The sequence below is a fragment of the Archangium gephyra genome (assembly GCF_042230915.1).
In the GTDB taxonomy this organism is placed as follows: Bacteria; Myxococcota; Myxococcia; order Myxococcales; family Myxococcaceae; genus Archangium; species Archangium gephyra_B.
The window spans coordinates 426080-452730 of sequence record NZ_CP102578.1 but is presented as its reverse complement, the minus strand read 5'-3'; the positions used below and the strand labels follow the sequence as shown (position 1 = coordinate 452730).

Below are 26651 nucleotides of genomic sequence, written 5' to 3'. Positions count from 1 at the left end.
CGCGCCATGTCCAAGCACCTTGGAGCCGCGAAGAGCATCCGTCCGGACGCCCCGGAGGAGCCCACTCCCGTGCCCGTGGACGACTGGGCCTTCGCCGCGGAGCATCCCGACGGCTACATGGCCGTGTCCGCCGTGCGCGACGCCACGGGCGAGCTGGTGGACTTCCGCTGGCTGTACGCCAACCCCGCCGCCGAGAAGATGATGGGCATGAGCCTGGCCTTCGTGCTCGGCCGGGGCATCGTCGAGTTGCTCCCCGATGCGCGCAGCCGCGGCATCCACGCCTGCTTCGCGCGCGTGGTGGAGAACGGCGAGCCCTACGTGGACGAGGTGTACTTCCCCCTGGAGAACCGCGAGCACTGGTTCCGCCTCGTCGCCCTCAAGCGCGGCGACGGGCTCTCCGTCTGGTTCAATGACATCACCCGCCGCAAGCGCGAGGAGCTGGAGACGGGCTTCCTCGCCGAGGCCAGCCACCTGCTCACCGCCTCCCTGGACGTGGAGAGCGCCCTGCACGAGCTGGCCCGCCGCTGCGTCCCCACGCTCGCCAATGGCTGCGTCCTGCAGGTGATGGACAGCCGCGGCCAGCCGCTCCTGCTCGAGACCGTCGCCCACGAGCCCCTCCAGGAGGCCCTGCTCGTCGAGGTGCTGCGCCACGCCTCCGCCCAGGACTCCGGCGAGCCCGGCCTGCTGGGCCTGCGGCTGCCCCAGGACGTGCCCCAGCTGCTCACCGAGCTGACGCCGCCCCTGCTCCAGTCCCTCACCCGCGACGCCGAGCACCTGCGCCTCATGCAGGCGCTCGGGGCGCACTCGCTGCTCGCCGTGCCGCTGCGCGCGCGCGGCCGCGTCCTCGGCGCGCTCGTCCTCTTCACCTTCACCCCGCGCTCCTTCGGCCGGGAGGACCTGCGCTTCGCCGAGGACCTCGCCGACCGGGTGGCCCTCTCCGTGGACAACGTCCTGCTCTTCCGCGAGGCCCGCCAGGCCGTGGCCCAGCGCGACGAGTTCTTCACCGTCGCCGCCCACGAGCTGCGCACCCCCACCACCTCCCTCAAGCTCAACGTGCAGTCGCTCTTGCGCGGCGCCCGCCGCGGCGAGGCCGGCCAGATGCCCGCCTCCCTCATGACGAAGCTGGAGAACATCGACCGCAACGCTGGCCGCCTCAACGCGCTCGTCAACGAGCTGCTGGACGTCACCCGCATCCACGCCGGCCGCCTGCGCCTGGACCTGGAGGAGGTGGACCTCGCCGCGCTCGTCCAGGACGTGGCCGCCCGCTTCGAGCTGCCCGCCACCCAGGCCCACAGCCCCCTCCTCCTGGAGCTGTCCGGCCCCGCCGTGGGCGCCTGGGACAGACTGCGGCTGGAGCAGGTGGTCACCAACCTGCTCTCCAACGCCCTCAAGTACGGCGCCGGCAAGCCGGTGCGCCTGCGGGTGTCCGCCGACGCCACGTGCGCCCGGCTGGTGGTGCGCGACGAGGGCATCGGCATCGCGCCGGAGAACCTCCCGCGCCTCTTCGGCCGCTTCGAGCGCGCCGTGTCCGACCGCCACTACGGCGGCCTGGGCCTGGGCCTCTACATCACCCGTCAAATCGTCGAGGCGCTGGGAGGCACCGTGAGCGTCACCAGCGCCCCGGGGGCCGGGGCCACCTTCACGGTGGAGCTGCCGCTGCGAGCCACCCCCTGAGCCAGAGCACCCTTCCCCACACCCGGGCTGTCGGACGATGGACGAATCACTCCCGGGCGGTGGATTTGGGACGGGCAAGCTGATTGGAAGGAGGCTGCATGCCAGCCGAGCCCGCGCGCACGCCCACCTTGCCCCTCACCTGGCCCGCCGCGCTGTTCGGCCTCATCTTCGGCGTGGCCATGACGTATGCGCCGTACGAGTTCCACGCGGCCTACTTCCGGCCGCTCTACCCGTACGTGCGCACCATGGGCGTGGCCTACCTGGCCAGCAGCGTGGTGCTCATGGCCACCATGCTCTACCCCCACGCGCCGCGCTGGCTGGACGTGCTGGGGCGCGTGGGCTTCGGCACCGTCACCGGGCTGTACTGGTGGGTGCTCAACGTGCGCACCGGCGGCCTCACCGGCGCCATCCTCTACCCGCTGCTGCTGGCGGGCCTGGCCCTGGAGACGTCCCCCGCGTGGCGCAAGCGCGAGGTGTTCCGCGGCGTGGTGGCGCTCATCGCGCTCTCCTTCGGCCTGCTCATGCTGGTGGCGCGCCACCGCTTCCCCCCCGTCTTCTACGCCTCGGTGGCGCCCCTGCTGGCCCCCATGGGGCTCGTCTTCCTGGGCTGCGGCGTGGGGCTGCTGTCGCCCGCCCGCTCGCGCTGGCCCCTGCTGCCGCGCCTGCTGCTGGGGCTGCTCGCGGCGGACTTCTCGCTGCTGGCCTGGGCGCTGGCCCGCATCGGCTCGGGGCCGGGCGCCAGCATCTACCTCATCCTCACCCTGGCGTGCATCGCCTCGGCCCTCGGCTTCCGTCCCCGCGCCCCCCGCACCGTGGGCTTCAAGCTGCTGCGCGGGCTGGCCTTCGCCGGCATCGTGCCCCTGCTGGCCCTGGGCGGCTTCGCGGCGTACCTGGCCCAGGGCGCCATCGAGCGCCAGGTGCGCGATGACACCGTGCGCGCCGCGGCCGGCGAGGCGGACTTCCTCGTGCGCTACCTCGACGACGCGCGCGAGTCCCTCCAGCTGCTGCTCGAGTCCCCCGGCTTCCGCAACGCCTTCGCCAAGCGCGACCACGAGCTCATGGGGCGCTACCTCAGCAACCTCCCCGCCCAGGCGCGCGCCTTCGACGCCGCCATCGTCGTGGACAAGGACGGCGAGGGCTTCGCCGCCTCCTACGGCACCAAGGGCCTGGGCAGCTTCGCCCACCGCGACTACTACGGCGGCGTGCTGAGCACCGGCGCCCCCTACATCTCCCGGCCCTACATCAGCTCGCTCGGCCTGCCCCATGTCGCCGTGGCCCTGCCCTTCAAGCAGGAGGGCAAGCTGGAGGGCATGCTCGTGGGCCTGCTGTCCCTGGAGCGCCTGTCCGCCGCGGTGACGCCCGCCGCCCAGCGCTTCCGCGTGCAGGTGCTGGACAGGCGCGGCCTGCTGCTCTTGCGCGACACCCAGCCCGGCGCTCCCCTGCTGAGCGAGGCCCACCTGCCCGCCATCCTCCGCCAGCAGCTCGCCAGCAGCGACGAGGGCGTGGTGGAGACGTTCGGCCCGGAGGATCAGCGCATCATGCTCGCCGCCGACGCGTCCGTGCCCGGCACCGAGTGGAGCGTCGTCGTGGCCCAGGACATGGGCGTGGCCTACCGCGCCATCACCCGCACCAGCGTGGCCTTCATCGCCATCCTGGCGCTCGGCGTGCTGCTCATGCTGGGCCTGGCCCAGTTCGTCGCCCGCGACATCATCCGCCGCCTGGAGACGCTGGTGGAGGCCACCGCCGCCATCGGCCGGGGCGAGCTGAGCCGGCGCGTGCCCGAGGAGGAGGACGACGAGCTGGGCGAGCTGTGCCGCGGCTTCAACGAGATGGCCTCCCGCACCGAGGCGGCCCAGGGCGAGCTGCGCGAGGCGGTGCGGCTGCGCGAGGAGTTCCTCTCCGTGGCCAGCCACGAGCTGCGCACCCCCCTCACCCCCCTCAAGGGCTTCGCCGCCCTCACGCTCAGCCGCATGGAGAAGGCCGGCGACTTCCCCGAGCGCGAGCGCACCCTCAAGGCCCTGCGCTCCATGGCCCGGCAGACGGACCGGCTCACCCGCCTGGTGGATGACCTGCTGGACACCTCGCGGATTCAAGCCGGCCGCTTCGAGCTGGAGCGCGCCCCGGTGGATCTGCTGCCCCTGGTGCGCGAGGTGATGGAGCGCTTCGAGCTGCGGGGCAACGAGGGGCTGCGCTTCGTGCTGGAGGCGCCCGAGAAGGCCGTGGAGGGCACCTGGGACGGCCCCCGCCTGGAGCAGGTCATCACCAACCTGCTGGCCAACGCCGTGCGCTACTCGCCCCAGGGCGGCACCGTGCACGTCAGCTTCCACCTGTCCCCCGAGGCGGTGGAACTGCGCGTGCGCGACCAGGGCATCGGCATCCCCGCCGAGAGCATCGCCCTGCTCTTCCAGCCCTTCGCCCGCGCCTCCAATGCCACCGCGCGTCACTTCGGCGGCCTGGGCCTCGGGCTCTTCATCTGCCGCGAAATCGTCCAGCGCCACGGCGGCGCCATCTGGGCGGAGAGCCCCGGCGCGCAGCTGGGCAGCTGCTTCCACGTCCGCTTGCCCCGCGAGGTGCCAGCCGCTCCGCTCGCCGCCGTCGCGGGCTGATCCACGAAGAAACCGGAAGGCACGTTTTCTTGGAGGATGGTGCAGAAGGGTGTAGGGCAGGCTATCGTAATTCTCCAGCGAGGCGGTTCCCCCGGGCGCCCCCCGAGCCCATGGAATCGAAGCCCCCCCTCATCACTCATGCATCCGAAGCCCCAGCAGACCGACGCGTCCCCACTTCCGCATGAGCAGCGCTACCAGCTGGTCGTCGAGAACCTGAGGGAAGTGGTGTTCCAGATCGACGCCGAGGGACGCTGGACGTTCCTGAGCCCGGCGTGGACGGAGCTGACGGGCTTCACGGTCGAGGAGTGTCTGGGCCGGCCGAGCGTGGACTACGTTCACCCGGCGGACCATTCGCACTGCCTGGAGTTGGGTCAGGCACTGATGGCGCGGCAGAAAGAGTGCTGCAAGCACGAGCTGCGCTACCGTACCCGGGACGGGCGCGTGCTGTGGATGGAGGTCTACGTGCGGCTACTGACGGAGGACGGCAAGACCCTCGGGACGTGCGGCACGCTCAACGACGTCACCGAGCGGCGGGCCACCACGGACGCGCTGGCCCGGCGCGAGCGCTACCTCACCGCGGTGGTGGAAATCCAGCAGCGGCTGCTGGCGGCCACGGCCTCGGAGAACCTCTTCGAGCGGCTGGTGGCCCCGCTGGGCGAGGCCTCGGGCGCCAGCCGCGCCTACATCTTCGAGGCGCACCGCTCCCCGGACGGCAACCAGCTCTTCAGCCAGCGCGCCGAGTGGTGCGCGCCCGGGGTGAAGCCGGAGATGAGCAACCCGGCGCTGCATGACATGCCGCTGGAGCAGCAGATGCCGCACCTGTACGAGCTGCTGTCGCGCGGGCAGGTGCTGTGCGGGCGGGTGAAGGACTTCGCGCCGGAGGAGCGGGCCGTCCTGGAGCCGCAGAACATCCTCTCGGTGCTGACGCTGCCCTTGTGGGTGCACGGCACGCTGGCGGGCTTCATCGGCTTCGACAACTGCGCCGAGGAGCGCGAGTGGGACAAGCTGGAGGTGGACCTGCTGTGGGCCGCGGCCGGTGCCATCGCGCTGGCCATGGAGCAGCGGCAGTCCGAGCGCGCGCTGCGTGAGCGCGAGCTGCGCTTCCGGCGCATCGCGGAGAACGCCTCGGACGTGCTCTACCGCTACCAGCTGGCGGGCACGCGCAGCTTCGCCTTCATCAGCGGCGTGGTGACCAAGAACCTGGGCTTCACCCCGGAGGAGCACTACCGGGACCCGGAGCTGTGGCACCGCCAGGTGCACTCGGAGGACCTGCAGGTTCTCGAGCAGCTGCTGTCGGACCCGCAGCGCATGGCGGACACCCCCGTGGTGGTGCGCTTCACCCGGCGCGACGGGCGGCTGGTGTGGCTGCAGCACGTGGTGACGCCGGTGCTGGATGCCACCGGGCTGTGCGTGGCCGTGGAGGGCATTGCCCGCGACATCACCGAGCGCCGCCAGTTCGAGGAGGCCCTCAAGCTGTCCGAGGCGAGCTTCCGCCTGCTGCTGGAGGGCGTGCCGGAGCCGGCGGCCATCCAGCGTGACGAGCACATCATCTACGCCAACTCGGCGCTGGTGACGGCGCTGGGTTTCGAGCGCCCGCATGAGCTGATGGGCCGGCAGCTGCAGGAGTTCCTCGTGGACGAGCCGCCCACGCCCGAGGGCATGGTGTCGCTGGTGACGGGCGAGCGGCGCATGCGGCGCAAGGACGGCCAGGTGCGGGTGGCGGAGTTCGCCTCGCTGCCGCTGCTCTTCGACGGCGAGCCGGCCGTGGTGTCCATCGCGCGTGACGTCACCGAGCAGCGCAAGCTCCAGTCGCAGCTGTCGCTGGCGGACCGCATGGCCTCCATGGGCACGCTGGCCGCGGGCATCGCTCACGAAATCAACAACCCGCTGGCCTTCGTCATCTCCAACCTGGGCTTCCTCCTGGACGAGATGCGCCGCATGCCGTCCATGTTGCCGGGCGGGCTGGCGGCGCGGCCCGAGGTGGATGAGTGGCGCTCGGTCATCATGGAGGCCCGCGAGGGCGCCGAGCGCGTGCGGCAGATCGTCCGCCAGCTCAAGGCCTTCTCCCGCCCGGACGAGGAGCGGCTGGAGACGGTGGACCTGCACGCGGTGCTGGACTCGGCGGTGATGCTGGCCGCCAACGAAATCAAGCACCGGGCGCGGCTCAAGCGCGAGTACGGGCCGATGCCGCACGTGAAGGGCAACGAGGGCCGGCTGTGCCAGGTGTTCCTCAACCTGGTGGTGAACGCGGCGCAAGCCATCCCCGAGGGCGCGGCGGAGAAGAATGAAATCCGCCTGGTGACGCGCGAGGGCGAGCACGGGCGGGTGATCGCGGAGGTGCAGGACACCGGCTCGGGCATCCCCCCCGAGGTGCTGGGACGCATCTTCGATCCCTTCTTCACCACCAAGCCGGTGGGGGTGGGCACGGGCCTGGGCCTGTCCATCTGCCACGGCATCGTCACCAGCCTGGGCGGAGAGATTTCGGTGGAGAGCCAGCCGGGCCAGGGCACCACGGTGCGGGTGGTGCTGCCCGCGGCCGAGGCGGGGGCCCGGGTGCACAAGCCGGTGGCGGCGCCCCAGGTGCCCATCACCCAGCGCGGGCGCGTGCTCATCGTGGACGACGAGCCCGCCGTGGGCCGGGCCCTGCGGCGCATTCTGCGCGAGCACGATGTGGAGCTGGCCACCAGCGGGCGGCAGGCGTTGGAGAAGCTGTCGGAGGACAACCGCTTCCACGCCGTGCTGTGCGACGTGATGATGCCGGACCTGGGCGGCAAGGACCTGTACGAGGCGATTCAACAGGCGGGCTCGGGGCTGGAGCGGCGCTTCGTCTTCGTCTCCGGCGGCGCCTTCACCCAGGGGGCCCGGGACTTCCTGGCCCGGGTGCCCAACCCCACCCTGGAGAAGCCCTTCGACGAGACGGCCGTGCGGCGCGTGGTGCGCGAGCTGGTGATGAGCAACGCGGCGGCCGTGGGGAACTGACGGCATCCTCCGGTTGTCGGACCCTCCTCCTGGTGACGGATAGGGAAGCGGGCGCACCTGGGTCAGGCTGCGCTCCCTGCCTTCCCCCGTCTTCCGAGGTCTTCCGATGAACCGCACCTCCCTGCTGCTGGCCACCGCCGGACTGCTCGCCCTCGCGGCGGTGGGGGTGGGCCTGCCCCGCCCGAAGGACACGAGCCACACCCTGGCCCAACCCGGCGAGGCCCCCACGGGCGTGGTGCTGCCACCGGCCACGGCGAAGGACGGCGCGCTGACGCTGGAGGGCAAGCTGTCCGGGGCGTACCTGATGGCCGGGCCGAGCGAGGCCTACGCCGTGCTGAAGGTGCGCGCGGGCCAGCCCCGCGAGCAGAAGCGCGTGCCGGTGAGCCTGGCGCTCGTCATCGACCGATCGGGCTCCATGCGCGGACAGAAGCTGACGGACGCCAAGCGCGCGGCGCGGCTGCTGGTGCAGCGCCTGGGCGCCGAGGACCGGCTGGCGCTGGTGCACTACGGCTCGGACGTGCGCGTCCTGCCCAGCCAACTGGTGACGGAGGAGGCGCGCCACCAGATGCTCGCCTTCGTGGACACCATCGAGGACGAGGGCGCCACCAACATCAGCGGCGGCCTGCAGGCGGCGGCCGAGCAGCTGCGCCCGTACGTGCGGAGCTTCCGGGTGAGCCGCGTCCTGCTGCTCAGCGACGGGGTGCCCACCGAGGGCCTCGTCGAGGACGGGGAGCTGCTCCAGCTGGCGGACCTCTACCAGCGCGAGGGCATGGCGGTGAGCGGCCTGGGCGTGGGGGAGGAGTTCAACGAGCGGCTGATGCGGGGCCTGGCCGAGCAGGGCGGCGGCTTCTACGGCTACATCCAGGACTCGGAGAAGCTGGCGGAGATTCTGGGGCGCGAGCTGGAGCAGGCGGCGGGGACGCTGGCGCGCGGGGTGGTGCTGCGGCTGGAGCTGCCCGAGGGCGTGGTGGACGCGGAGGTGATGGGCGTGTCGGCGCGGCGGGAGGGCCGCACGCTGGTGGTGCCCCTGTACGACCTGGCCGGCGGGCAGGAGGCGCAGGTGGTGGTGAAGCTGACGCTGGGCCTGGAGGCCACCGGCGCGGAGCGGACGGTGCTGGGCACGCGGCTGCGCTACCAGGACGTGGAGGCGGACAAGCAGGTGGAGACGGCCCTGGCCCTCACGGCGAAGGTGACGGAGGACGAGGCGGTGGTGCGGGCGAACCTGGACCAGGAGGTGCGGGTGCACGCGGTGCGGGCGCTCGGGGCCCGGGAGATGCAGGCGGCCGCCGAGGAGATGAAGCGCGGCAACCGGCAGAAGGCCCTGGGCATGCTGGACAACGCCCGGACCCTGTTCGGCAGCTCGGCGGCGGCGCTCGCGGGGGAGCTTGCGGACGTGGACCAGACGAAGGCAGCCTATCTCAACGCCCAGGATGAAACCTCCGTGAAGCGTGAAGCGTTGAAGCTTCATCGCAAGTCGCTGACGACCTTCGGACAGAACAACTCGTATTAGGAAAGCCCGGCCATGCCCCTGTCGGTACAGCTCCAGGAACGCGAGGACTTCGAGGTGCGCACGCTGCGTGCGCTGGGTGGCGGAGCGGCCGCGGGCCTGCTGGCGGTGGCGGCCTCGAGGCTCCACATCCACGTGGACGCGGGCTTCTTCGCGGTGGCGGGGGCGGCGCTGGCCGGGGCCCGGACGGACTGGAAGGTGCGCGTGGGGATGCTGCTGGGCTTCCCCGTGCTGCTGAACCTGCCGGACATGCTCTTCGTCCCCGCCCCCCTGGGAGACGCGTGCATGGGGGCGATCGCCGCCGGGGTGGTGGGCTGGCTGGGGACGCGCTGGAAGCCCAAGCCGCTGCAGGTGGTGGCCGGCGCGGTGGGCGCGGGAGCGCTGGTGCCCGTGGGCCTGTACGTGAAGACGGTGCTGGACTCGCGGCTCTTCGACGGACGCCTGGGCGCGGTGGGCGCGGTGCTGGGCATGGCGGCGGTGGCGCTCTTCTGGGGCGTGGGCATGCTCGCCGCGCACGTGTCGGTGCACGGCAACCCGGTGGAGGCGCGGGGCTCGGCGCTGGAGAAGCAGCTGTCCGGCGAGGCCCGGAGCCTGGTGTCGCGCGCGGTGACGCTCTACGCGCAGTGCCAGAAGGAGGCGGCGCGGCTGACGCCGGGGCCGGGGAAGACGGAGCTGGTGGGCGTGCTGGAGAAGATGGCGCGCGAGGTGTTCTCCCTCGCCGAGTCCCACGCGGAGCTGGAGGCGCAGCTGCACGCGGTGCACCAGGGCGAGGTGGACGCACAGGTGAAGGAGCTGCGGGCCAAGGCGGCCGCGGCGACGGACTCGGTGGCGCGGCGGCAGCTGGAGCTGGCGGCCTCGTCGCTGGGCGAGGAGCTCAACCACCTGGATTTGCTGGGGCGCAAGCGGGAGCGGCTGCTCGCGCAGCTGCACGCGCAGGTGGCCCTGCTGGAGCGGGCCCGGGTGTCCCTGGTGGGCGTGAAGGGAGGCGACGGGGCCTCCAAGGGCGCTCAGGCCGAGCAGCTCGCGCGCAAGCTCGCGGCCCTGGGCCAGGAGGACACGGGTGCCCCCGCCCCGGCCCCCCTGCCCGAGTCCACCCGGGTGGGCGGCTGAACGCCCCGTTTCCGCTCACGCGTTGAGCCGTAGCGGAATTCACACACCGTCACGCAACAAAGTTCGCTTTTTCGCCGATAACGAGAGGAGGAGAGGCAGGCGGGCACCCGCTTGCTTCACCGGGAGACGTGGTGTCTCCGCGAACCCTCCACCGCCCCGGCCTCCGGGGCAGGAACCGACATCGTGCGAAAGACAGAATCCTCTTCGAGGTCCAGGCTCTTCGGCCGCGGTCTGCTGGCGGCCGTGCTCTCCCTCACGCTGGCGGCCTGCGGTGGTCTGCCGCAGGACGAGGGCCGCGAGGAGAACCTCGGCACCCAGGAAGCCGCGCTGAGCGTGCGGCTGCGCCTGATGGCCGCCAACATCACCAGCGGCAACCTGCAGAGCTACGACCCGGGCAACGGCACCCGCATCTTCCAGGGCACCAGGCCGGACGTGGTGATGATCCAGGAGTTCAACTACGGGGACAACTCGGCGGCCGCCATCCGGGGCTTCGTCGATACCGCGTTCGGCACGGGCTTCTATTACTACCGCGAGGCCGGCGCGCAGATCCCCAACGGTGTCATCAGCCGCTATCCCATCATCGCCTCGGGTGAGTGGGACGACAACCAGGTCTCCAACCGCGACTTCGCCTGGGCGCGCATCGACGTGCCGGGGCCCAAGGACCTCTGGGTGGTGAGCGTGCACCTGCTCACCTCCAGCAGCAGCATCCGCAACACCGAGGCCACCAACCTGGTCAACTTCATCAAGGCCAACATCCCCACGGGCGACTACCTGGCCATCGGCGGTGACTTCAACACCAGCAGCCGCACCGAGGCCTGCTTCTCCACCTTCGCCCAGGTGGTCAGCACCGCCAGCCCGTACCCCGCGGACCGCAACGGCAACACCAACACCAACGCGAGCCGCGGCAGCCCGTACGACCACGTGCTCGTCGACGCCGACCTGCGCGCCTACCAGACGGCCACCGTCATCGGCGCGAGCTCCTTCTCCGCCGGCCTCGTGGCGGACACGCGCGTGTACTCGCCCATCTCGGAGATCTCCCCCGCGCTGAGCTCCGACAGCGGCGCCACCAACATGCAGCACATGGCCGTCATCAAGGACTTCCTCATCCCCGCCGACACCGTCACCTCGAGCGTCACGGTGAACGCCCCCAACGGCGGCGAGAGCTATGCGACCGGCAGCAGCCAGAGCATCACCTGGTCGGCCACGGGCGTGACGAACGTGAAGGTGGAGTACACGCTCGACGGCTCCACCTGGAGCACCCTCACCTCCAGCACCGCGGCCTCCTCGGGCAGCTACACCTGGACCGTCCCGAGCACCACCACCACCACCGCCAAGGTGCGCGTGAGCGACGCCGCCAACTCCGCCATCACCGACACGAGCAACGCGAACTTCTCCATCACCACCTCCGGCGGTGGAGGCGGCGCCGCGGTGGTGTTCATCAACGAGATCCTCGCCAACGAGGCGGGCTCGGATGTGAACGGTGAGTTCGTGGAGATCGTCAACTCGGGCGGCACGGCCGCGGACCTCTCCGGCTGGACGCTCTCCGACGGCGCCGGCCTGCGCCACACCTTCGCCAGCGGCACGACGCTCGCCGCGGGCAAGGCCATTACCGTGTTCGGCGCCGCCGCGGGCATTCCCTCGGGCACGGTCAACGCCGTGGCGGCCTCCACGGGCGGCCTCACCCTGGGCAACAGCGGCGACACCGTGACGCTGAAGAGCGCGGCCGGCACCACGGTGGACACCACCACCTACCCCTCGTCGCTCTCGGGCACGGACGGCGTCTCCATGAACCGCAGCCCGGACGTCACCAGCGGCGCTACCTTCGTGCTGCACACCACCCTGTCGAGCGCCCTGTCCTCGCCCGGCAAGCGCGCCAACGGCACCGCCTACTGAGCGGCTGAAGTCTTCACCCCGCCGGTCCAGCGCGCTTCCGGGCTGGTACCGGCGGGCCCCGCCGCTCCTACTTCGAGCTCTTCGAGCGGCCCTTGTCCTCGCTCCTGCCCCGCGCGTCGAGCCCCGGCGGCCGCACCATGTGCAGGCGGGACTCGGCCGTCAGCCGGGACATGACCTGACCGGGCGTCCCCTGGTCGTCCTCCTTCAGACGCTCGTCGATGCGCTGCTCGATGTCCTCGCGCATCTTCCGGGCCTCGGCGAGCGCGGCGTTGATCTGCTCGCGCACCTGCACGGAGTGCTCGTCCATCGCGGCGCTGCGATACGGGGCGGTGTCCCGGCGCACCGAGATGCGTCCCGCCGTGCTTCCCGCCGTCCGGCGCCGCCGCACCACCGTGCGCTTCTGTTTCCCCGCTCCACCCTTGCGCTTGTCCGCCATCACGGCCTCCTGCTCCACATTCCGATCTCCCCGGAAGGTGGGGTGTGCCCCCAGGGGCCGGAAGTCCCCTCCCAGTACGGTCCGGGTGCGGCCAGACAGACAGTCGGCCCGAGGCACGCCCGCCCACCAGCTGCCGGGACCGTCCACCCGCGGACATGGAGGGCAACTGGCCTACCTCGGGCCCAGCTGCCGCAGCGGCAACGTGACGATGAAGGTGGAGCCCTGGCCGGGCGTGCTCTGGGCGCGGATGCTCCCCCCGTGCCGCTCGGCGATCTTCCGGCAGATGGCGAGGCCAATCCCCGTCCCCTCGTACTTGCCCCGCCCGTGCAGGCGCTGGAACACGTCGAAGATGCGGTCGAGGTACTTCTCATCGAAGCCGATGCCGTTGTCCTCCACCCGGAGCTCGCACAGCCGGGTCTCCAGATGGACCGTCGCCTGAAGGGAGATGACCGGGGCCACGCCGTCCCGGCTGAACTTCAACGCGTTGCTCAGCAGGTTCTGCAACAGCTGCCGCATCTGCATCGGCGAGGCCTCGATGGCGGGTAGCTCGCCGATCGTCACCGATGCGCCCGACCGCTCGATGGCCGTCTCGAGGTCTCCCAGCACGCCGCGCGCCGTGTCCGTGAGGTTCACCAGGAGGAAGGTCTGGGCCTTCGACGAGATGCGCGAGTAGGAGAGCAGATCGTCGATCAGCTTGCGCATGCGCGCCGCGGCGTTGTTCAGCCGTTCGAGGTGGTCGCGGCCTTCCGGGCCCAGCACCCCGGCATACGCCACCCGCAGGCGCTCACTGAAGGTCTGGATCTTCCGCAGCGGCTCCTGCAGATCATGCGAGGCCACCGACGCGAAGCTCTCCAGCTCCCGGTTGCTCTGCTCCAGGCGAAGCTGGGTCTTCTTCTGCTCCGTGATGTCCCTCAGGCTCACCGTGAACCCGATGACCTGCTCGCCCGAGCGGATGGGCCCCATCTGCACGCCGTACCACTCGGGGCCGATGGGGCGCGTGGGCCGGTGCTCGTAGGCGACGGGCTCGCCCGTGGCCAGCACCCGCCGGGCGTAGCTGCGCACCATCTCCACGTCCTCCGGCGGGGTGAAGTGGTAGAAGCTCTTGCCCACCACCTCCGCGGGGGTCAGGCCCGGGATGGTGTAGTTCATGTACCGGATGCGCTCGTCGGCGTCGCACACCATCATCATCACCGGCGACTGAGCCACCAACACCTCCGCGCCGAAGGGGTCCACCGGCACGGTGCGGCGCGCGTCCATGGCGGCGGCCAGGTTGTTGAGCGCCGCGGCGATGGGCGCGAGCGGCCCCTCCCCCACGCGACACCGCGCCTGGAGCTCGTTCGCCGCCAGCCGCGAGATCAGCTCCAACACCTCCTGGGTCGTCGTCTCTTGGGGCGGGCCTCTCCCCGGCGTGTCACGGTGTATGGGCAAACCATTCCCCCCCACGGGCTGCGCTGAAGCACCTGAAATCCAGGTGTAACGCAAAATACGACTCTCATTGTAAATCAAGGAACGGGGATGTAAAGGCGGCGTCACCTCCCATCTACGAAGCTCTTCGTTGACATCTACGAACCTCTTCGTATATTTACGGGGAGAAAGCGGATGGGAGGGAGTGCGATGAGTGAACCGATGCTGCCGCGCCCGACGGACGCGGAGCTGGGCATCCTCCGGGTGTTGTGGGAGCGAGGCTCGAGCACCGTGCGCGACGTGCACGAGGCCCTGAACAAGGGCCAGGAGGGCACCGGCTACACCACGGTGCTCAAGCTGATGCAGATCATGACGGAAAAGGGGCTCGTCGAGCGCGACGAGTCGCAGCGGGCCCACGTCTACAAGGCGAGGGCCACGCAACAGAAGACGCAGCGGCAGCTGGTGACGGACTTGCTGGACCGGGCCTTCGGTGGCTCGCCGGCGCAGCTGGCGATGCAGGCCCTGTCGACGAAGAAGGCCTCGGCGGAGGAGCTCGCCGAGCTGCGCAAGCTGCTGGACACCTTGGAAGGGGAGGAGACGCCATGAACGGAGCCGTGTCGCAGTCCCTGGGCTGGGCGTTGCTGCACCTGCTGTGGCAGGGCACGTTGGTGGCCGTGGCGCTGGCGGCCGCCCTGCGGGTGCTCGACCGCCGGGCCGCCTCCGTGCGCTACCTGCTCGCCTGTGGCGCCCTCGCGTTGATGCTCGTGCTGCCCGCCCTCACCGGCTGGCTCCACTACACCTCCCTCCAGCAGAGCGAGCCCCTCGCGCGCCCCACCGCCCCGCTGGGGATGACCTCCGCGGGGGGGGTGGCGGCCCCCGCTCCCGTGAAGCCGCAGCCGGTGGAGCGGTACACCCCGGCGGCCCCGCGCGCCTCCGAGCCCACGCCCGTGCTGGAGCGGGCACTGCCGCTGCTCGGCGAGCACATGCACTGGCTGGTACTCGCGTGGGGGCTGGGCGTGATGGTGTCGTCGCTGCGGCTGCTCTCGGGGTGGCTGAAGCTGCGCCGCCTGGTGCACGAGGCCGCGCCCGCGCCCGCCGAGTGGCAGGAGTCCCTGGAGCGGCTGGCGCGGCGCCTGGGCATGACGCGCCCGGTGCGGCTGCTGCGCTCGGCGGCGCTGGACGTGCCCGCGGCGGTGGGCTGGGTGCGGCCCGTGGTGCTGCTGCCCGTGACGGCGCTCACCGGGCTGTCCGCCCGCCAGCTGGAGATGGTGCTGGCACACGAGCTGGCCCACATCCGCCGCCACGACTTCGTGGTGAACCTGGTGCAGACGCTGGTGGAGACGCTCCTCTTCTACCACCCGGCGGTGTGGTGGGTGTCGCGCGTCATCCGCGTCGAGCGCGAGCACTGCTGTGACGACATCGCCGTGGGCACCAGCGGCAACGCGGTCTCCTACGCCCGGGCCCTCACCGCGCTGGAGTCCCTGCGCGTGATGCCCCTCGGGACGGCGAGCCCGGCGATGTCCGCCCTCGGTGGCTCGCTCACGGACCGCGTCCGCCGGCTGGTGGTCGCTCCCGCGGCGCGCTGCTCCTCGCGGTGGGTGGCGGGTGCCTCGGTCGTCACGCTGATGAGCGGCGTGGCGGTGGCGGCCCCCCTGGCGGCCCTCGTCCTCCCCGAGCCTCCCGCGGCCGTGGCCGAGGCGCCCCCGCCCCCGGCTCCCCCGAGCGCCCCGGCGGCGCCCGACTTCGCGGTGCCCCCCGCTCCTCCCGCTCCGGCGCTGGAGAACCCGCCCGCGCCGGCCCGGTTCTTGGCGCCGCGCCTGGCCTCCGTGCCCGGGGCGATGCCCATGGCGCCGATGCTCGCCCAGGCTCCGGCTCCGGCTCCCGCGCCCCGGCCGATGATCGCCGGGAAGGACGACGAGGACTCGGACTATGAGGCGGACGAGGACACCACCCGCGTGGACGGCAGGGCGCTCTCGGTGGATCAGCTCGTCGCGCTCAAGGTGGCCGGCGTCACCCCGGAGCAGGTGAAGCAGATGGAGTCGCTCGGCTATGAGCCCACGGTGGCCAACCTGGTGCAGTTCGGCCATGCCGACATGACGCCTGAGTACGTGAAGGAGATGACGGGCATCCTCGGCCGCAAGCCCACCGCCGAGGAGCTGGTGGAGATGCGCCACGTCGGCGTGACGCCCGAGCGTGTGAAGGCGCTCGCGGCGGCCGGGTACGGCAAGCTCTCGGCCGACGAGCTGACGCAGGCCACGGCGGTCGGCGTGGACGAGCGCTTCATCAATGACCTGCGCGCCGCGGGCTACGACAAGCTGCCCTTCGACGACCTGGTGGAGCTGCGCGCGCTCGGCGTGAATGGCGAGTACGTGCAGGCGCTGAAGGCCGCGGGCTACGACAAGCTGCCGGCGGACGAGCTGACGCAGTTCAAGGCGCTCGGCGTGACGCCGGAGTACCTGCGCACGCTGCGCGAGGCGGGGCTCGACAAGCTCTCCGCCGAGAAGGTGGTGGAGATGCGCGCCCTCGGCGTGGACGCGGCCTTCATCCGCAAGCTGCGGGACGAGGGACTGGACAAGCTCTCGGTGGACGAGCTGATCCGCCTTCGCAGCAGCGGCGTGGACGCGGACTTCATCCGCGAGCTGCGCAAGAAGCAGTAACCGGCAGTCCCCTTCCCCTCACCTCCCACGAGCCCCCGGCCGCGCTTCCCGCGCGCGCCGCAGGGCTCCCTTTTGCCCGAAGTGCCCCGAAGGAGCCTGAACCATGAGTACCCAACGGACGACGTACACGCTGCTCTTCTCCGCCGTGCTGCTGTGGACCCTCTCCGCGCTGGCCGCACCGGCGAAGAGCGGCACGTGGACGGCCACCCCGAGCGGGGACTCGCTGCAGATGAGCTTCCGCGTCAAGGAGCACGGCAACATGGGGCTGAGCATCCCCCGCGCCTCCTTGCAGGGGCTGAACACCACGGACGGCGCGGACACGAAGTTCCAGCTCGCGCGTGAGGCGGGCACCCTGCGCTTCGAGGGCCGCTTCGCCAACGGCGAGGGCGCGGGCCACTACACCTTCGAGCCGAACGCCGCGTACCTCGAGGAGATGGGGAAGCTCGGCTACGGCGACATCACCCCGGACGAGCACTTCCAGCTGGCCATCTTCGACCTGGGGCCGGCGCGGGTGAAGGCGCTGGCGGAGCTCGGCTACGCGAAGCTGTCGCATGAGGAGCTGCTCCAGGTGGCCATCTTCCAGGTGACGCCCGAGCACATCCGCGCCCTGAAGGCGGCCGGCTACGACAAGCTCACGCTGGAGGATGTCGTCGCCTCGCGCATCCACGGCGTGACGCCGGAGCACATCCGCGAGATGGCCGGCCTGGGCTTCGGCAAGCTGGACTTCGAGGACCTGGTGGCCACGCGCATCCACGGCATCACCCCGCAGTTCGTCCGCGAGGCGAAGGGCATGGGCCTGGGCGAGCTGTCCCTGGAGGATCTGATGGGCATGCGCATCCACGGCGTCACCCCGCAGTTCGTCACCGAGGTGAAGGGCCAGGGCTTCAGCAACCCCACCCTGGAGCAGCTGATGTCCATGCGCATCCACGGCGTCACGCCCAAGTTCATCCAGGAGATCCGTGAGGCCGGGTACGCGAATGTCACGCTCGAGCAACTCGTGAACATGCGCATCCACGGCATCGACGGCGACTACGTCCGTTCCCTCTTCCGGAACAAGGACGGCGGCCGGAAGTAGGAGAGGGCCTGGAGCACCTACGCGCCCTCGTCGCCCTCCGGGCCGGGGAAAGGCTCCTTCGCCGGCCTCCTCCCACCCACCGCCTCCCCTGAGAACGGGCGGAAGCGCTCCACCGTCAGGCCGTACGCCTCGAGCCAGCGGTAGAGCTGCTGCCGGGAGCACCCCAGGTGCCGCGCCGCTTGGGTGACCTTCCCCTGGAAGCGCTCCAGCACCGCTTCCAACTCGGCGGCGCCCGGCACCCGGACTCCGGACGGTGCGTCCTCCTCGCGCCCCGGCGCGGGCGCCGGCTCCGCCCCCTGTCCGAGGGCGCGCTCCGCGGCCAGGGCCTGCTCCAGCCGAGGGCTCAGCTCCAGCGGCGCTCCCGGCGCCGTGCCCACCACCGCCATGGACAGGAAGTTGTACAACCCCCGGACGTTGAGCGGCCACGGGTGCAGCAGCAGCGCCTCGAGCAGCGCGACCTCCAGCGCACGTCCCTCCTCGCCCAGCCGCCCCAGCAGGTGGCGGATGAGCAGCGGCAAGTCCTCCCGCCGCTCGCGCAGGGGCGGCAGGGCGATGCTCCACTGCGCCAGCCGGGCGTAGAGATCGGCCCGGAAGCGCCCCTCGCGCACGGCCGCCACCATGTCCCGGTGGGTGGCCGCCACCAGCCGCACGTCGATGGGCACCTCGTGCGCCGTGCCGATCGGCCTCACCGTGCGCGTCTCGAGGACACGCAGCAGCTTCACCTGCAGCCCGGGCGGCATCTCGCCAATCTCATCCAGGAAGAGCGTGCCCTGCTCCGCCTCCCGGAACAGCCCCTCGCGGCTCGCCACCGCCCCGGTGAAGGCGCCTCGCACGTGGCCGAACAGCTCGCTCTCGATGATGCCCTCCGCCAGGCCGCCGCAGTTGAGCGCCACCAGCTTCCCCGGGCGGCCGCTCCCGCGGTGCAGGGCGCGCGCGGCGAGCTCCTTGCCCGTCCCCGTCTCCCCGATGATGAGGACGGAGTTGCCCCTCGGCGCCACCGCCGAGAGCGCCTGATGGACGGCCCTCATCGCCGGGCCCTCACCGAGCAGCTCGGGCTCCCCCCGGGCCGGGCCCGGGCCGGCTGGCACACCGCAGAACAGCAGGAGCGTGCTGCCCAGGCGGATGACGTCCCCCGGCTGGAGCGCCGCGGGGCCCTCCACCACCACGCCATTGAGGCGGATGCGGTTGCGCCCGCCCAGCTCCTCCAGCCTCCAGCCCCCCTCCCCGCGCGCAATCCGCGCATGCTCGCGGGAGACCCGGGGATCCACGCGGCCCTCGTCCGCGGCGAGCGTGAAGCGCCCCAGCAGCATCCCGCCGGGCGCCAGCTCCCAGCAGGTGCGCCCGTCGAGCACGCCACAGGAGGCCATCAGGCACACCCGCATCCCGGTGCCGCCCGTGCTCCTGGCGGCGCCCTCCGGTCCCGTGGGTTGGGTGCCGGTCTCCTGCGTCTCGCCATGATTCGGGGGGGAGGTGCCCAAGCGCCGGGAATGATGCCACAGGGGCGTGCCCCGCGTGGACCGTGGACGTCCGCGGACGTCCGCGGACACGCCCGCTGAAGGCCCGGACACCGGGGATCCCCTCTCAGGAACGCTGGTACGGCGGTTGCTCATGCGGGTGAACGCGCTCGCGGTGCCGCGGCAGCAACGGCGGCCGGAAAGAGCGTTGCACGGTCCTCCCCGTCTCACTCAACCCTTGGAGCCATCACCCTTGAAGCCATCCACGAAGGTCGACTCTCAATTCCTTGTCTACGGGCAAGGGGCACTCGATGCGCTGTTCTCCGAGCAGCTCGCGCGCCTGGGCACGCTCGTGAAGAGCAAGGGCACGCAGCGGCCCCAGGACTTCGGGCTCGTCGTCCTGGATTGCAGCACCCTGAAGCCGGAAGAGCTCTCGGCCCACGCCGCGGACCTCCAGGCCGCGCTGGAGAACAACCGGCCGGTGCTGGTGGTCCAGCCCACCACGGAGCACAAGCAGGCGCTGGCGAAGGCGAGGATCCTCCGCCACTACATCCAGGAGACGAGCATCGCGCTGCTCCTCGAGCCGCGCAGGGACAACGCGAACCGGCTCCGGCTCGCGCTGCGCGAGCAGTTTCCCACCGCCACCGGCCCGTCCGCCTGCACCGCGGCCCTCAAGCAGGAGGATGGGAGCCTCCAGCAGCAGCCGGCCGGCGAGGCGCCCCCCAGCGCCTCCGCGAGCCCCCCGGCCGACCTCAGCCGCTTCATGCAGCGGCTCGCGGAGGATGTGACCCGGCTCGCCTCGGGCAAGGTGCTGCAGCTCGACGCGACCACCACCTCGCCCACCAACCCTCCCGGCTACATCCCCACCACGCTCTATGATGTCACGCCCATCACCCTCTACACGCCCTTCACCACGAGCGGGAGCACGAAGGACGGCTACACGCCCCCCCAGGGCTCCTTCCTGCTGGAGGGGCTCGTCACCGTCGGCGTGTACTACGACAACACGAGCTTCAACACCCCGGTCCAGTGGCTGATCATCGACAACTCCGGGCTGTGCGATACCACCCTGAAGGCCAACGACGACACCCACCTCGGCTGGTCCCTGGGCTCGCTGGTGGTCTCCGGGCAGGACATCTCCAGCACGTCGCTGGCCTACAAGCAGTCCTCCCCGAACAACATCAACAACGCCACCACGTACACCTCGAGCTCGAGCTTCTCGGTCGGGCTCTCCGCCGGGACGGACGGCCTCTCGGGCAACACGAGCTACACCGTCGGCTCGTCGCAGACGAGCACCATCACCGACTGGTCCATCGTCCAGAACGACTCCAATAGCTGGACCTTCGCCCAGGCGACCCCCTACCAGGGCAACATGACCAGCTTCCCCGACGGGGCCGTGGACATGGGTGGCATCAACTCCCTCCCGGCGCTCTCGACGACCTCGCTCAACTTCGCCACCCAGACGGTGTGGTGCCGGACGCCCGCGACCCAGCAGAGCATGTCCGTCCAGTACACCTACAAGGTGCAGGCCTGGTTCATCTACGAGGACAACCCGGGTTGGGCCTGGCACGCGTATTCCTGGTACAGCATCCCGTCCACCGTGAAGACCTTCACGCTCGACTTCAGCGCGGCGTGGCCCTCGAGCCAGTAACGGGCCAGGACGGCGGCCTCCCGGGGACAGCGGCGCGGGGCGAGGGCTATAGTCGCCTCGCGGATGACTCACGCTGCCCTCGGGCCCTACCGGATTCTGGACACGCTGGGCCGGGGCGGCATGGGGCAGGTGTTCCGGGGCCAGCACCGGGAGAGCGGACAGCTCGTCGCGCTCAAGACGGTGCGGGCCCCCTCCGCCCTGCACCTCTCCAGTCTGCGGCGGGAGGTGCGGGCCCTCGGCCAAGCGCGGCACCCGGGGCTGGTGCGCATCCTCGACCACGGCGTCCACGAGGGCCTCCCCTGGTACGCCATGGAGCTGCTCCACGGGCGCACGCTGCGCGACCTGATGGCCAGTGGCGGCCACGCTCCCGCCCAGGGTGAGCCCACCCTGCCCACCTCGGAGGACGCGCCCCCCGTCCCCCCCCACTCCCATGGCCCTCCGGTGCCCGCACGCACCGCCCCGCTGCTCGCCCTGCTCCGCGAGGTGTGCGCACCGCTGGCGGCCCTCCACGGCGCCGGGCTCGTCCACAGGGATCTCAAACCGGAGAACATCTTCGTCACCGAGCGCGGCGCGCCCGTGCTGGTGGACCTGGGGATCGCCGCCCGCTTTGGCGGTGTCACGGGCCGCGAGTCCTTCACCTCCGGAGAGGAGCTGCGGGCCATCGGCACGCGCTCCTACATGGCCCCCGAGCAGCTCGCGGGCGAGCTGGTGGACGCGCGCGCCGACCTCTACGCGCTGGGCATCATCCTCTACGAGTGCCTCACCGGACAGCGCCCCTCCGGACAGCGCCCCTCCGGCCAGCGGCCGCTCGCGCCTTCCCTGCTCGTGCCCGGGCTGCCCCCCGGGCTGGACGGCCTCGTGCTGCGCCTGCTGGAGCCGCGGCCCCGGGCCCGGCTCGGCTACGCCGAGGATGTGGCCGGGCTCCTCGAGCAGTGGCTGAGCCGGTGGGAACACGCCGCGCCGCTCGAGGACGAGCCCCGCGCACCCGCTCCACGCCCCCGGCCCTGGCTGTACCGCCCGGAGCTCACCGGCCGCGAGCACGTCCTCGGGGGGCTCGAGGCGGCGGTGGAGCAACTGCGGCGCGAGGGGCGGGGAGGACGCATCTACCTCGGCGGCGGCAGTGGCGTGGGCAAGACGCGGCTGGTGATGGAGCTGGCCCGGCGGGCCATGGGGCGGGGGCTGGCGGTGGTGAGCTGCCCCTGCCGGCCGGGGGACGCGCCCGGCGCGCAGGCGCGCTCCTCGGCCCCCCTCTCCTCGGCCCCCCTTCATCCCTTCCGGCCGCTCCTGCTGGCCCTGGCGGATGCCTGCCGGGGGGAAGGCGCCGAGGTGACACGGGAGCTGCTCGGCCCCGCGGGCAGGGTGCTCGCCGCCCATGAGCCGGCCCTGGAAGAGCTGCCGGGCCTGGAGCGCTACCCGGAGCCCCCGCCGCTGGACGCCGCCAGCACGCGCCTGCGCCTCTTCGACGCGCTGGCCTCCGCGCTCGTGGCGCTCGCGGCCCACAAGCCCCTGGTGCTGGTGATGGATGACCTCCAGTGGGCGGATGAGCTGTCGCTGGGCTTCCTGCGCGGCGCCGGCCTGGGCCCGCTGGCGGAGGCCCCGGTCCTCCTGCTCGGCACCTACCGGAGTGGAGAGCCCGGCGGGAGGCTCTCGTCCGTCATCGAGGCGGCGGGAAGCACGCACGTGGCGCTGGAGCCGCTGGAGGCCGGCAGCGTGCGCGCCATGGCCGCCAGCATGCTCGCCCTGGAGGAGCTGCCCGCGGACATCGGCGGCTTCCTCACCGAGGCCGCCGAGGGCAACCCCTTCCTCGCCGCCGAGTACCTGCGCGCGGCGATCGACGGGGGCGCCCTGGCGCGGGAGCGCGAGGGCCACTGGCGCTTCCTCCCCCCCGAGGCCCCGGGCGGCGCGCCGCCGCGCTCCCTGGCCGAGCTGCTCCACGGACGGCTGGCCGCGCTCGACACTCCGGCGCGGGCGGCCCTCGAGGCGGCCGCGGTGCTCGGCCCGGTGCGCGAGGCGGAGCTGCTCGCCCGGCTGGCCGGGCTGGAGGAGCCGGTGGCCTCCGATGCGCTCCACGCGCTGTGCCTCCGGGCCCTGCTGGAGGAGGAGGAGGGCCAGCTCCACTTCGTCCACGAGCGCGTGCGCGAGACGGTGGCCGAGAGCCTCCCGCGGGCCCGGCGCGAGGCGCTCCACCAGCGCGCCGCCCTGCTGCTGGAAGGGGCCGGGCCGGTGCACGACGGCCTCCACGCGGCCCTGGCCCTCCACCACGCCGGGGCGGGGGCCCACGGCCGGGCCTACGCCAGCTTCGTGCGCGCGGCCGAGCACGCCCATCGCACGTCCGCCCACGAGCAGGCCGCCGCCCTGTACCAGGCCGCGCTCCGGGAGGCGGAAGCGCACGCCGGGCCGCTGCCCCCCGGCCTCGGCCCGCCGTGGGCGCAGCGGGAGCACCTCGGCGAGCTCCTCGGGGTGCTGGGACGCCAGGACGAGGCCCGGAGCGCCTACGCCCAGGTGCTGGGCGAGCTGCCCGCGCCCGAGGCCCTCGCGCGGGCGCGCCTCCACCGCAAGCTGGGCAAGAGCTGGGAGCCGCACCACCGGCACGAGGAGGCCCTGGCGGCCTTCGCGCAAGCCGAGCACTGCCTCGGCGAGGAGCCCCCCTCCCCGGAGGAGGCGGCCGCCTGGTGGCGGGAGTGGGTGCAGCTGCAGATAGAGCGCATCTCGACGCACTACTGGACGGCCAACACCCGCGAGCTGGAGGCGCTGGTGCGGCGCGCCGGGCCCGGCGTGCGGGCGCACGGGACGCCCTCGCAACGGGCGCGCTTCTTCCAGTCGCTCGTCCAGCGCGACCTGCGGGCCGAGCGCTACGCGGCCTCGGCGGGGACGGTGGAGCACGCCCGGCACAGCGTGCTGGCGCTCCAGGAGAGTGGGGAGCACGTGGAGCTGGCCACCGCGCGCTTCACGCTCGCCGCCGTGCTCCTCTGGCATGGGGCGCTGGAAGAAGCCGAGGCGGGGATGAGGGCGGCGCTCGACGAGGCGGAGCGGCTCGCGCACGTGCCCCTGCAGGCGCGCTGCCTGAGCTACCTCACCCAGCTGCACCGGCAGCGCGGGCGGACGGGCGCCGTGCACCGGCTCGCCCCGAAGGCGGCGAAGGTGGCCCGGGCCTGCCAGATGGAAGACTACGTCGCCGCCGCCGAGGCGAACCTCGGCTGGGTGGCCTGGCACGAGGGCCGTCACGCCGAGGCGCAGGCGCTCTGTCAGTCGGCCCTGGCCCGCTGGGCGCCCCTCTCGCTCGTCTTCCCCTTCCAGTGGTTGGCCCGCTGGCCCCTGCTCGCCCTGGCCCACGCGGGGGGCGAGCCCGGCGCCGCCGTGGACCACGCCCGCGCGCTCCTCGAGCCCCGGCAGCAGCGCCTCCCGCCCCCGGCCCACGCGCGGCTCGAGGAGGCCGTGGCGCACCACGCCCAGGGCCGTCACCGCGAGGGCATGGCGCGGCTCGCGCAGGCGCTCGAGCTCGCCCGCGGCCACGGCCAGCTCTGAGCGCCCCCGGGTATGAGAGGATGGGCGGCGCGCGGGCAGCCCAGCGCTGCCCCCGGCCCCGAGGAACGCACATGTCGCCCAGGCTCAGCTTCTCGCCAACAGTCAACGTGGACGTGAACGGAGAGACCGTCTGGACCATCACCCAGACGAACACCAACGCCTGGAGCTGGTCGTGTCCGCCGGAGGACCCGCCCCTCCTCGAGCTGAGACCCCAGGCCGGCAACCTGAGCTGCGCCATCAAGGGACTGAGGCCGGGGGAGACCACCATCACCGCGACCCGGAGCGACGGCTACACGTTGACGCAGTCCATCGGCGTGGGCCTGATGTTCGTCTACGCGCCCGACGGCAAGCTCTACGCGGTCTCCACGGCGAGCTTCGTGGAGGTGGACCCGGCGAGGATGAGCGGCCAGCCCATCCCCACGCTCGAGGAGATGAGCGGGCAGGAGGCCTACTACGTCCCGCCCGGGACCGAGGGCGCGGCGGCCATCAACGTCACCTGCTACGTCATCAACCTCGGCTACGTGAAGCAGGCGGACGTGTGGGCACCGCCTCCTGCGGCCCCGGGGGAGCAGGACACGTAGTCCTCGCGTCCCGTGAGCCTCCCGAGGACCCCCAAGCCGTTCCGCGCCGGCACCCACCGGCTCGTCCCGCCCGAGCAGACCCTGGCGCGCGCCCAGCGGCTGATGCCGGTGCTGGGCATCACCCGCCTCGCCAACGTCACCGGGCTGGACACCCTGGGCCTGCCGGTGGTGATGGTGACGCGGCCCAACGCCCGCTCGCTCTCGGTGGCCCAGGGCAAGGGGCTCACCCTCACCGCCGCCAAGGTCTCCGGGCTGATGGAGGCCATCGAGTCCTATCACGCCGAGCACATCACCCTGCCGCTCAAGCTGGCGACGCACCAGCAGCTGCGCTTCTCCCACCGGCTGGTGGACGTGGCCGCCCTGCCCCGCTGCGCGCCCGGCGGCTTCCACGAGCACCTGCGGACGCTGTGGGTGGAGGGCCGGAGCCTCTTCGACGGGGGCTCGCGCTGGCTGCCCTACGAGCTGGTGCACACCGACTTCACCCTGCCGCTGCCGCCCGGCAGTGGCTGCTTCATGATGTCCTCGAGCGGGCTGGCCTCGGGCAACCACCTCACCGAGGCGCTCAGCCACGGGCTGTGCGAGCTGCTCGAACGGGACGCCACCACCTTGTGGTGGCTGCGCGGGCGGGAGGAGAAGCTGCGCACCCGGGTGGCGCTGGAGAGCGTGGAGGACCCCGCGTGCCGCGAGGTGCTCGAGCGCTACGAGCGCGCCGGAGTGGCCGTGACGCTCTGGGACGTCACCAGCGATACCGGCGTCGCCGCCTTCCGCTGTGCCATCGCGCCCGGGGAGTTGGATCCGCAGCGGCCGCTCGGCCCGATGGGGGGCCTGGGGTGTCACCCCGCGCGGGAGATCGCCCTGCTCAGGGCACTCACCGAGGCGGCCCAGAGCCGGCTGACGCTCATCTCCGGCGCCCGGGACGACATGTTCTCCCAGCGGCTGGAGCCGGCGGCCCTGAGGCAGCGGCTGCGCCAGTTCCACGAGCATCGGGAGGCGGCCGGGCCCCGGCGGCGTTTCAGCGAGGTGCCCACCCACGAGAGCGACACCTTCGAAGGAGACGTGGAGTGGGTGCTGGAGCGGCTCCGGGCGGTGGGACTGGGCGAGGCGGTGGGGGTGGACCTGAGCAAGCCCGAGCTGGGCGTGCCGGTGGTGCGGGTGATGGTTCCGGGCCTGGAGGTCCTCCACGAGCTGCCGGGCTACACCCCGGGGGCGCGGGCCCGGGCGGTGCTGGCCGCCCGCGAGGAGGCAGGCGCATGAGCCTCATCGTGTTCTGTGGACCGAGCCTGAGGCCGGAGGAAGGGCGCGCGGTGCTGGACGCGGTCTTCCTTCCGCCCGCCCAGCAGGGAGACCTCTACCGGGCCCTGCGCCAGAAGCCCGTGGCGCTCGGCCTCATCGACGGGCTGTTCGAGCAGGTGAACGCGGTGGCCCACAAGGAGATTCTCTGGGCCATGTCGCAGGGGGTGCACGTGCTGGGCGGCGCGAGCATGGGGGCGCTGCGCGCGGCGGAGCTGGCGTCCTTCGGGATGGAGGGGGTGGGCACCATCTTCGAGTGGTTCGAGCAGGGCCAGCTCGAGGACGACGACGAAGTGGCCCTGCTCCACGGCACGGAGGAGGACGGGTACCGGCCCCTGTCGGAGCCGATGGTGAACATCCGCGCCACGCTCGCGGCGGCGAGGAGGGAGGGGGTCATCTCCAGCACCACGCAGGGGGAGTTGCTGGTGCTCGCCAAGGAGCGCTTCTATGCGGAGCGCGCCTGGCCGCCGCTGCTGGCCCACGCCCGCGAGCGCGGCCTGGGGGCGGGAGAGCTCGACGCCCTGGGCGGCTTCGTCCGGAGCCACCGGGTGGACCAGAAGCGCCAGGACGCGCTCCGCCTCCTCGAGGTGATGCGCGAGCGGTTCTCCGGCGAGATCACACCGAAGAAGGTCCGCTACCACTTCTCACACACCGATGCCTGGCAGGCCCTCAGAGATCGCGTGGATGCGCCTGAAGTCCCTCACTCCAGCCAAGGCCCTCGTCCACCCTCATCTGCTCCACGCAATCGACGGAAACTCCGTTCGTTCCCTCTCCCGGAATAAAGAAGGCGGCCGGAAGTAGGAGCGGGCCCG

Annotated in this window: 17 protein-coding genes; 14 read left to right on the top strand and 3 right to left on the bottom strand. The window is 72.1% G+C overall.

All coding sequences use genetic code 11. The features are described from left to right. The first annotated feature begins 6 nt into the window (after window positions 1–6). From NR798_RS01835 to NR798_RS01810, 6 genes are all read left to right on the top strand, one after another. Window positions 7–1674, top strand: coding sequence for an ATP-binding protein (locus NR798_RS01835; RefSeq protein WP_375769649.1), 1668 nt, complete (start codon window positions 7–9; stop codon window positions 1672–1674). 98 nt (window positions 1675–1772) lie between these two features. Further along, entirely contained in the window at window positions 1773–4280 is a 2508-nt protein-coding gene (locus tag NR798_RS01830; RefSeq protein ID WP_375769648.1) for an ATP-binding protein, read from the top strand. Between the two features lie 138 nt (window positions 4281–4418). Then, window positions 4419–7259 (top strand): PAS domain S-box protein, encoded by a 2841-nt coding sequence (locus NR798_RS01825; RefSeq protein ID WP_375769647.1) that lies wholly within the window; start codon window positions 4419–4421, stop codon window positions 7257–7259. Window positions 7260–7365: 106 nt separating this feature from the next. Next, a complete protein-coding gene (locus tag NR798_RS01820) occupies window positions 7366–8769 on the top strand; it encodes a VWA domain-containing protein (protein ID WP_375769646.1) in 1404 nt (467 codons plus the stop codon). A 12-nt stretch (window positions 8770–8781) separates the two neighbouring features. Continuing rightward, on the top strand, window positions 8782–9876 hold the full coding sequence (locus tag NR798_RS01815; protein ID WP_375769645.1) for a hypothetical protein: 1095 nt from the start codon (window positions 8782–8784) through the stop codon (window positions 9874–9876). Between the two features lie 183 nt (window positions 9877–10059). Beyond that, on the top strand, window positions 10060–11769 hold the full coding sequence (locus tag NR798_RS01810) for a lamin tail domain-containing protein (RefSeq protein ID WP_375769644.1): 1710 nt from the start codon (window positions 10060–10062) through the stop codon (window positions 11767–11769). Window positions 11770–11836: 67 nt separating this feature from the next. Here the strand turns inward: NR798_RS01810 and NR798_RS01805 are convergent, their stop codons facing one another. Beyond that, window positions 11837–12205 (bottom strand): hypothetical protein, encoded by a 369-nt coding sequence (locus tag NR798_RS01805; protein WP_375769643.1) that lies wholly within the window; start codon window positions 12203–12205, stop codon window positions 11837–11839. A 171-nt stretch (window positions 12206–12376) separates the two neighbouring features. Then, window positions 12377–13573, bottom strand: coding sequence for an ATP-binding protein (locus NR798_RS01800; protein ID WP_375769642.1), 1197 nt, complete (start codon window positions 13571–13573; stop codon window positions 12377–12379). A gap of 246 nt (window positions 13574–13819) precedes the next feature. Here NR798_RS01800 and NR798_RS01795 point away from each other — a divergent pair, with 246 nt between their 5' ends. The 3 genes from NR798_RS01795 to NR798_RS01785 all read left to right on the top strand — a co-directional run bounded on the left by NR798_RS01795 (window position 13820) and on the right by NR798_RS01785 (window position 17341). Next, a complete protein-coding gene (locus tag NR798_RS01795; RefSeq protein ID WP_375769641.1) occupies window positions 13820–14215 on the top strand; it encodes a BlaI/MecI/CopY family transcriptional regulator in 396 nt (131 codons plus the stop codon). Next, window positions 14212–16266, top strand: coding sequence for a M56 family metallopeptidase (locus tag NR798_RS01790; RefSeq protein WP_375769640.1), 2055 nt, complete (start codon window positions 14212–14214; stop codon window positions 16264–16266). Before NR798_RS01795 ends, NR798_RS01790 begins: the two co-directional genes overlap by 4 nt. Before the next feature lie 103 nt (window positions 16267–16369). Continuing rightward, the gene (locus NR798_RS01785) at window positions 16370–17341 is read left to right on the top strand and encodes a 4-hydroxy-3-methylbut-2-enyl diphosphate reductase (protein ID WP_375769639.1); all 972 of its coding nucleotides are present in this window, start codon (window positions 16370–16372) and stop codon (window positions 17339–17341) included. A 17-nt stretch (window positions 17342–17358) separates the two neighbouring features. On the opposite strand, the gene NR798_RS01780 is transcribed toward NR798_RS01785, so the two are convergent. Continuing rightward, window positions 17359–18708, bottom strand: a complete 1350-nt coding sequence (locus NR798_RS01780) for a sigma 54-interacting transcriptional regulator (RefSeq protein ID WP_375769638.1) — start codon at window positions 18706–18708, stop codon at window positions 17359–17361. A 340-nt stretch (window positions 18709–19048) separates the two neighbouring features. Between NR798_RS01780 and NR798_RS01775 the strand changes: the two genes are divergently transcribed. The 5 genes from NR798_RS01775 (at window position 19049) to NR798_RS01755 (ending at window position 26621) form a co-directional block, all read left to right on the top strand. Next, window positions 19049–20443 carry a hypothetical protein gene (locus NR798_RS01775; RefSeq protein ID WP_375769637.1) on the top strand — a complete coding sequence of 465 codons (1395 nt, stop codon included), beginning with the start codon at window positions 19049–19051 and terminating at the stop codon, window positions 20441–20443. A 63-nt stretch (window positions 20444–20506) separates the two neighbouring features. Continuing rightward, the gene (locus NR798_RS01770) at window positions 20507–23968 is read left to right on the top strand and encodes a serine/threonine-protein kinase PknK (RefSeq protein ID WP_375769636.1); all 3462 of its coding nucleotides are present in this window, start codon (window positions 20507–20509) and stop codon (window positions 23966–23968) included. Window positions 23969–24039: 71 nt separating this feature from the next. Continuing rightward, complete coding sequence (locus NR798_RS01765; RefSeq protein ID WP_375769635.1) at window positions 24040–24549, top strand: hypothetical protein; 510 nt, start codon at window positions 24040–24042, stop codon at window positions 24547–24549. 12 nt (window positions 24550–24561) lie between these two features. Beyond that, the gene (locus NR798_RS01760) at window positions 24562–25803 is read left to right on the top strand and encodes a YcaO-like family protein (protein ID WP_375769634.1); all 1242 of its coding nucleotides are present in this window, start codon (window positions 24562–24564) and stop codon (window positions 25801–25803) included. Further along, window positions 25800–26621, top strand: a complete 822-nt coding sequence (locus tag NR798_RS01755) for a TfuA-like protein (protein WP_375769633.1) — start codon at window positions 25800–25802, stop codon at window positions 26619–26621. Before NR798_RS01760 ends, NR798_RS01755 begins: the two co-directional genes overlap by 4 nt. The last annotated feature ends 30 nt before the right edge of the window (window positions 26622–26651 follow it).

Excerpts from the sequence above, each read along its gene's own strand:
- NR798_RS01755 (WP_375769633.1), top strand. The coding sequence starts at position 25,800 with ATGAGCCTCATCGTGTTCTGTGGACCGAGCCTGAGGCCGGAGGAAGGG.
- NR798_RS01795 (WP_375769641.1), top strand. The coding sequence starts at position 13,820 with ATGAGTGAACCGATGCTGCCGCGCCCGACGGACGCGGAGCTGGGCATC.
- NR798_RS01815 (WP_375769645.1), top strand. The coding sequence starts at position 8,782 with ATGCCCCTGTCGGTACAGCTCCAGGAACGCGAGGACTTCGAGGTGCGC.
- NR798_RS01805 (WP_375769643.1), bottom strand. The coding sequence starts at position 12,205 with ATGGCGGACAAGCGCAAGGGTGGAGCGGGGAAACAGAAGCGCACGGTG.
- NR798_RS01780 (WP_375769638.1), bottom strand. The coding sequence starts at position 18,708 with ATGGCCTCCTGTGGCGTGCTCGACGGGCGCACCTGCTGGGAGCTGGCG.
- NR798_RS01825 (WP_375769647.1), top strand. The coding sequence starts at position 4,419 with ATGCATCCGAAGCCCCAGCAGACCGACGCGTCCCCACTTCCGCATGAG.
- NR798_RS01820 (WP_375769646.1), top strand. The coding sequence starts at position 7,366 with ATGAACCGCACCTCCCTGCTGCTGGCCACCGCCGGACTGCTCGCCCTC.
- NR798_RS01785 (WP_375769639.1), top strand. The coding sequence starts at position 16,370 with ATGAGTACCCAACGGACGACGTACACGCTGCTCTTCTCCGCCGTGCTG.
- NR798_RS01765 (WP_375769635.1), top strand. The coding sequence starts at position 24,040 with ATGTCGCCCAGGCTCAGCTTCTCGCCAACAGTCAACGTGGACGTGAAC.
- NR798_RS01790 (WP_375769640.1), top strand. The coding sequence starts at position 14,212 with ATGAACGGAGCCGTGTCGCAGTCCCTGGGCTGGGCGTTGCTGCACCTG.
- NR798_RS01830 (WP_375769648.1), top strand. The coding sequence starts at position 1,773 with ATGCCAGCCGAGCCCGCGCGCACGCCCACCTTGCCCCTCACCTGGCCC.
- NR798_RS01835 (WP_375769649.1), top strand. The coding sequence starts at position 7 with ATGTCCAAGCACCTTGGAGCCGCGAAGAGCATCCGTCCGGACGCCCCG.
- NR798_RS01770 (WP_375769636.1), top strand. The coding sequence starts at position 20,507 with ATGACTCACGCTGCCCTCGGGCCCTACCGGATTCTGGACACGCTGGGC.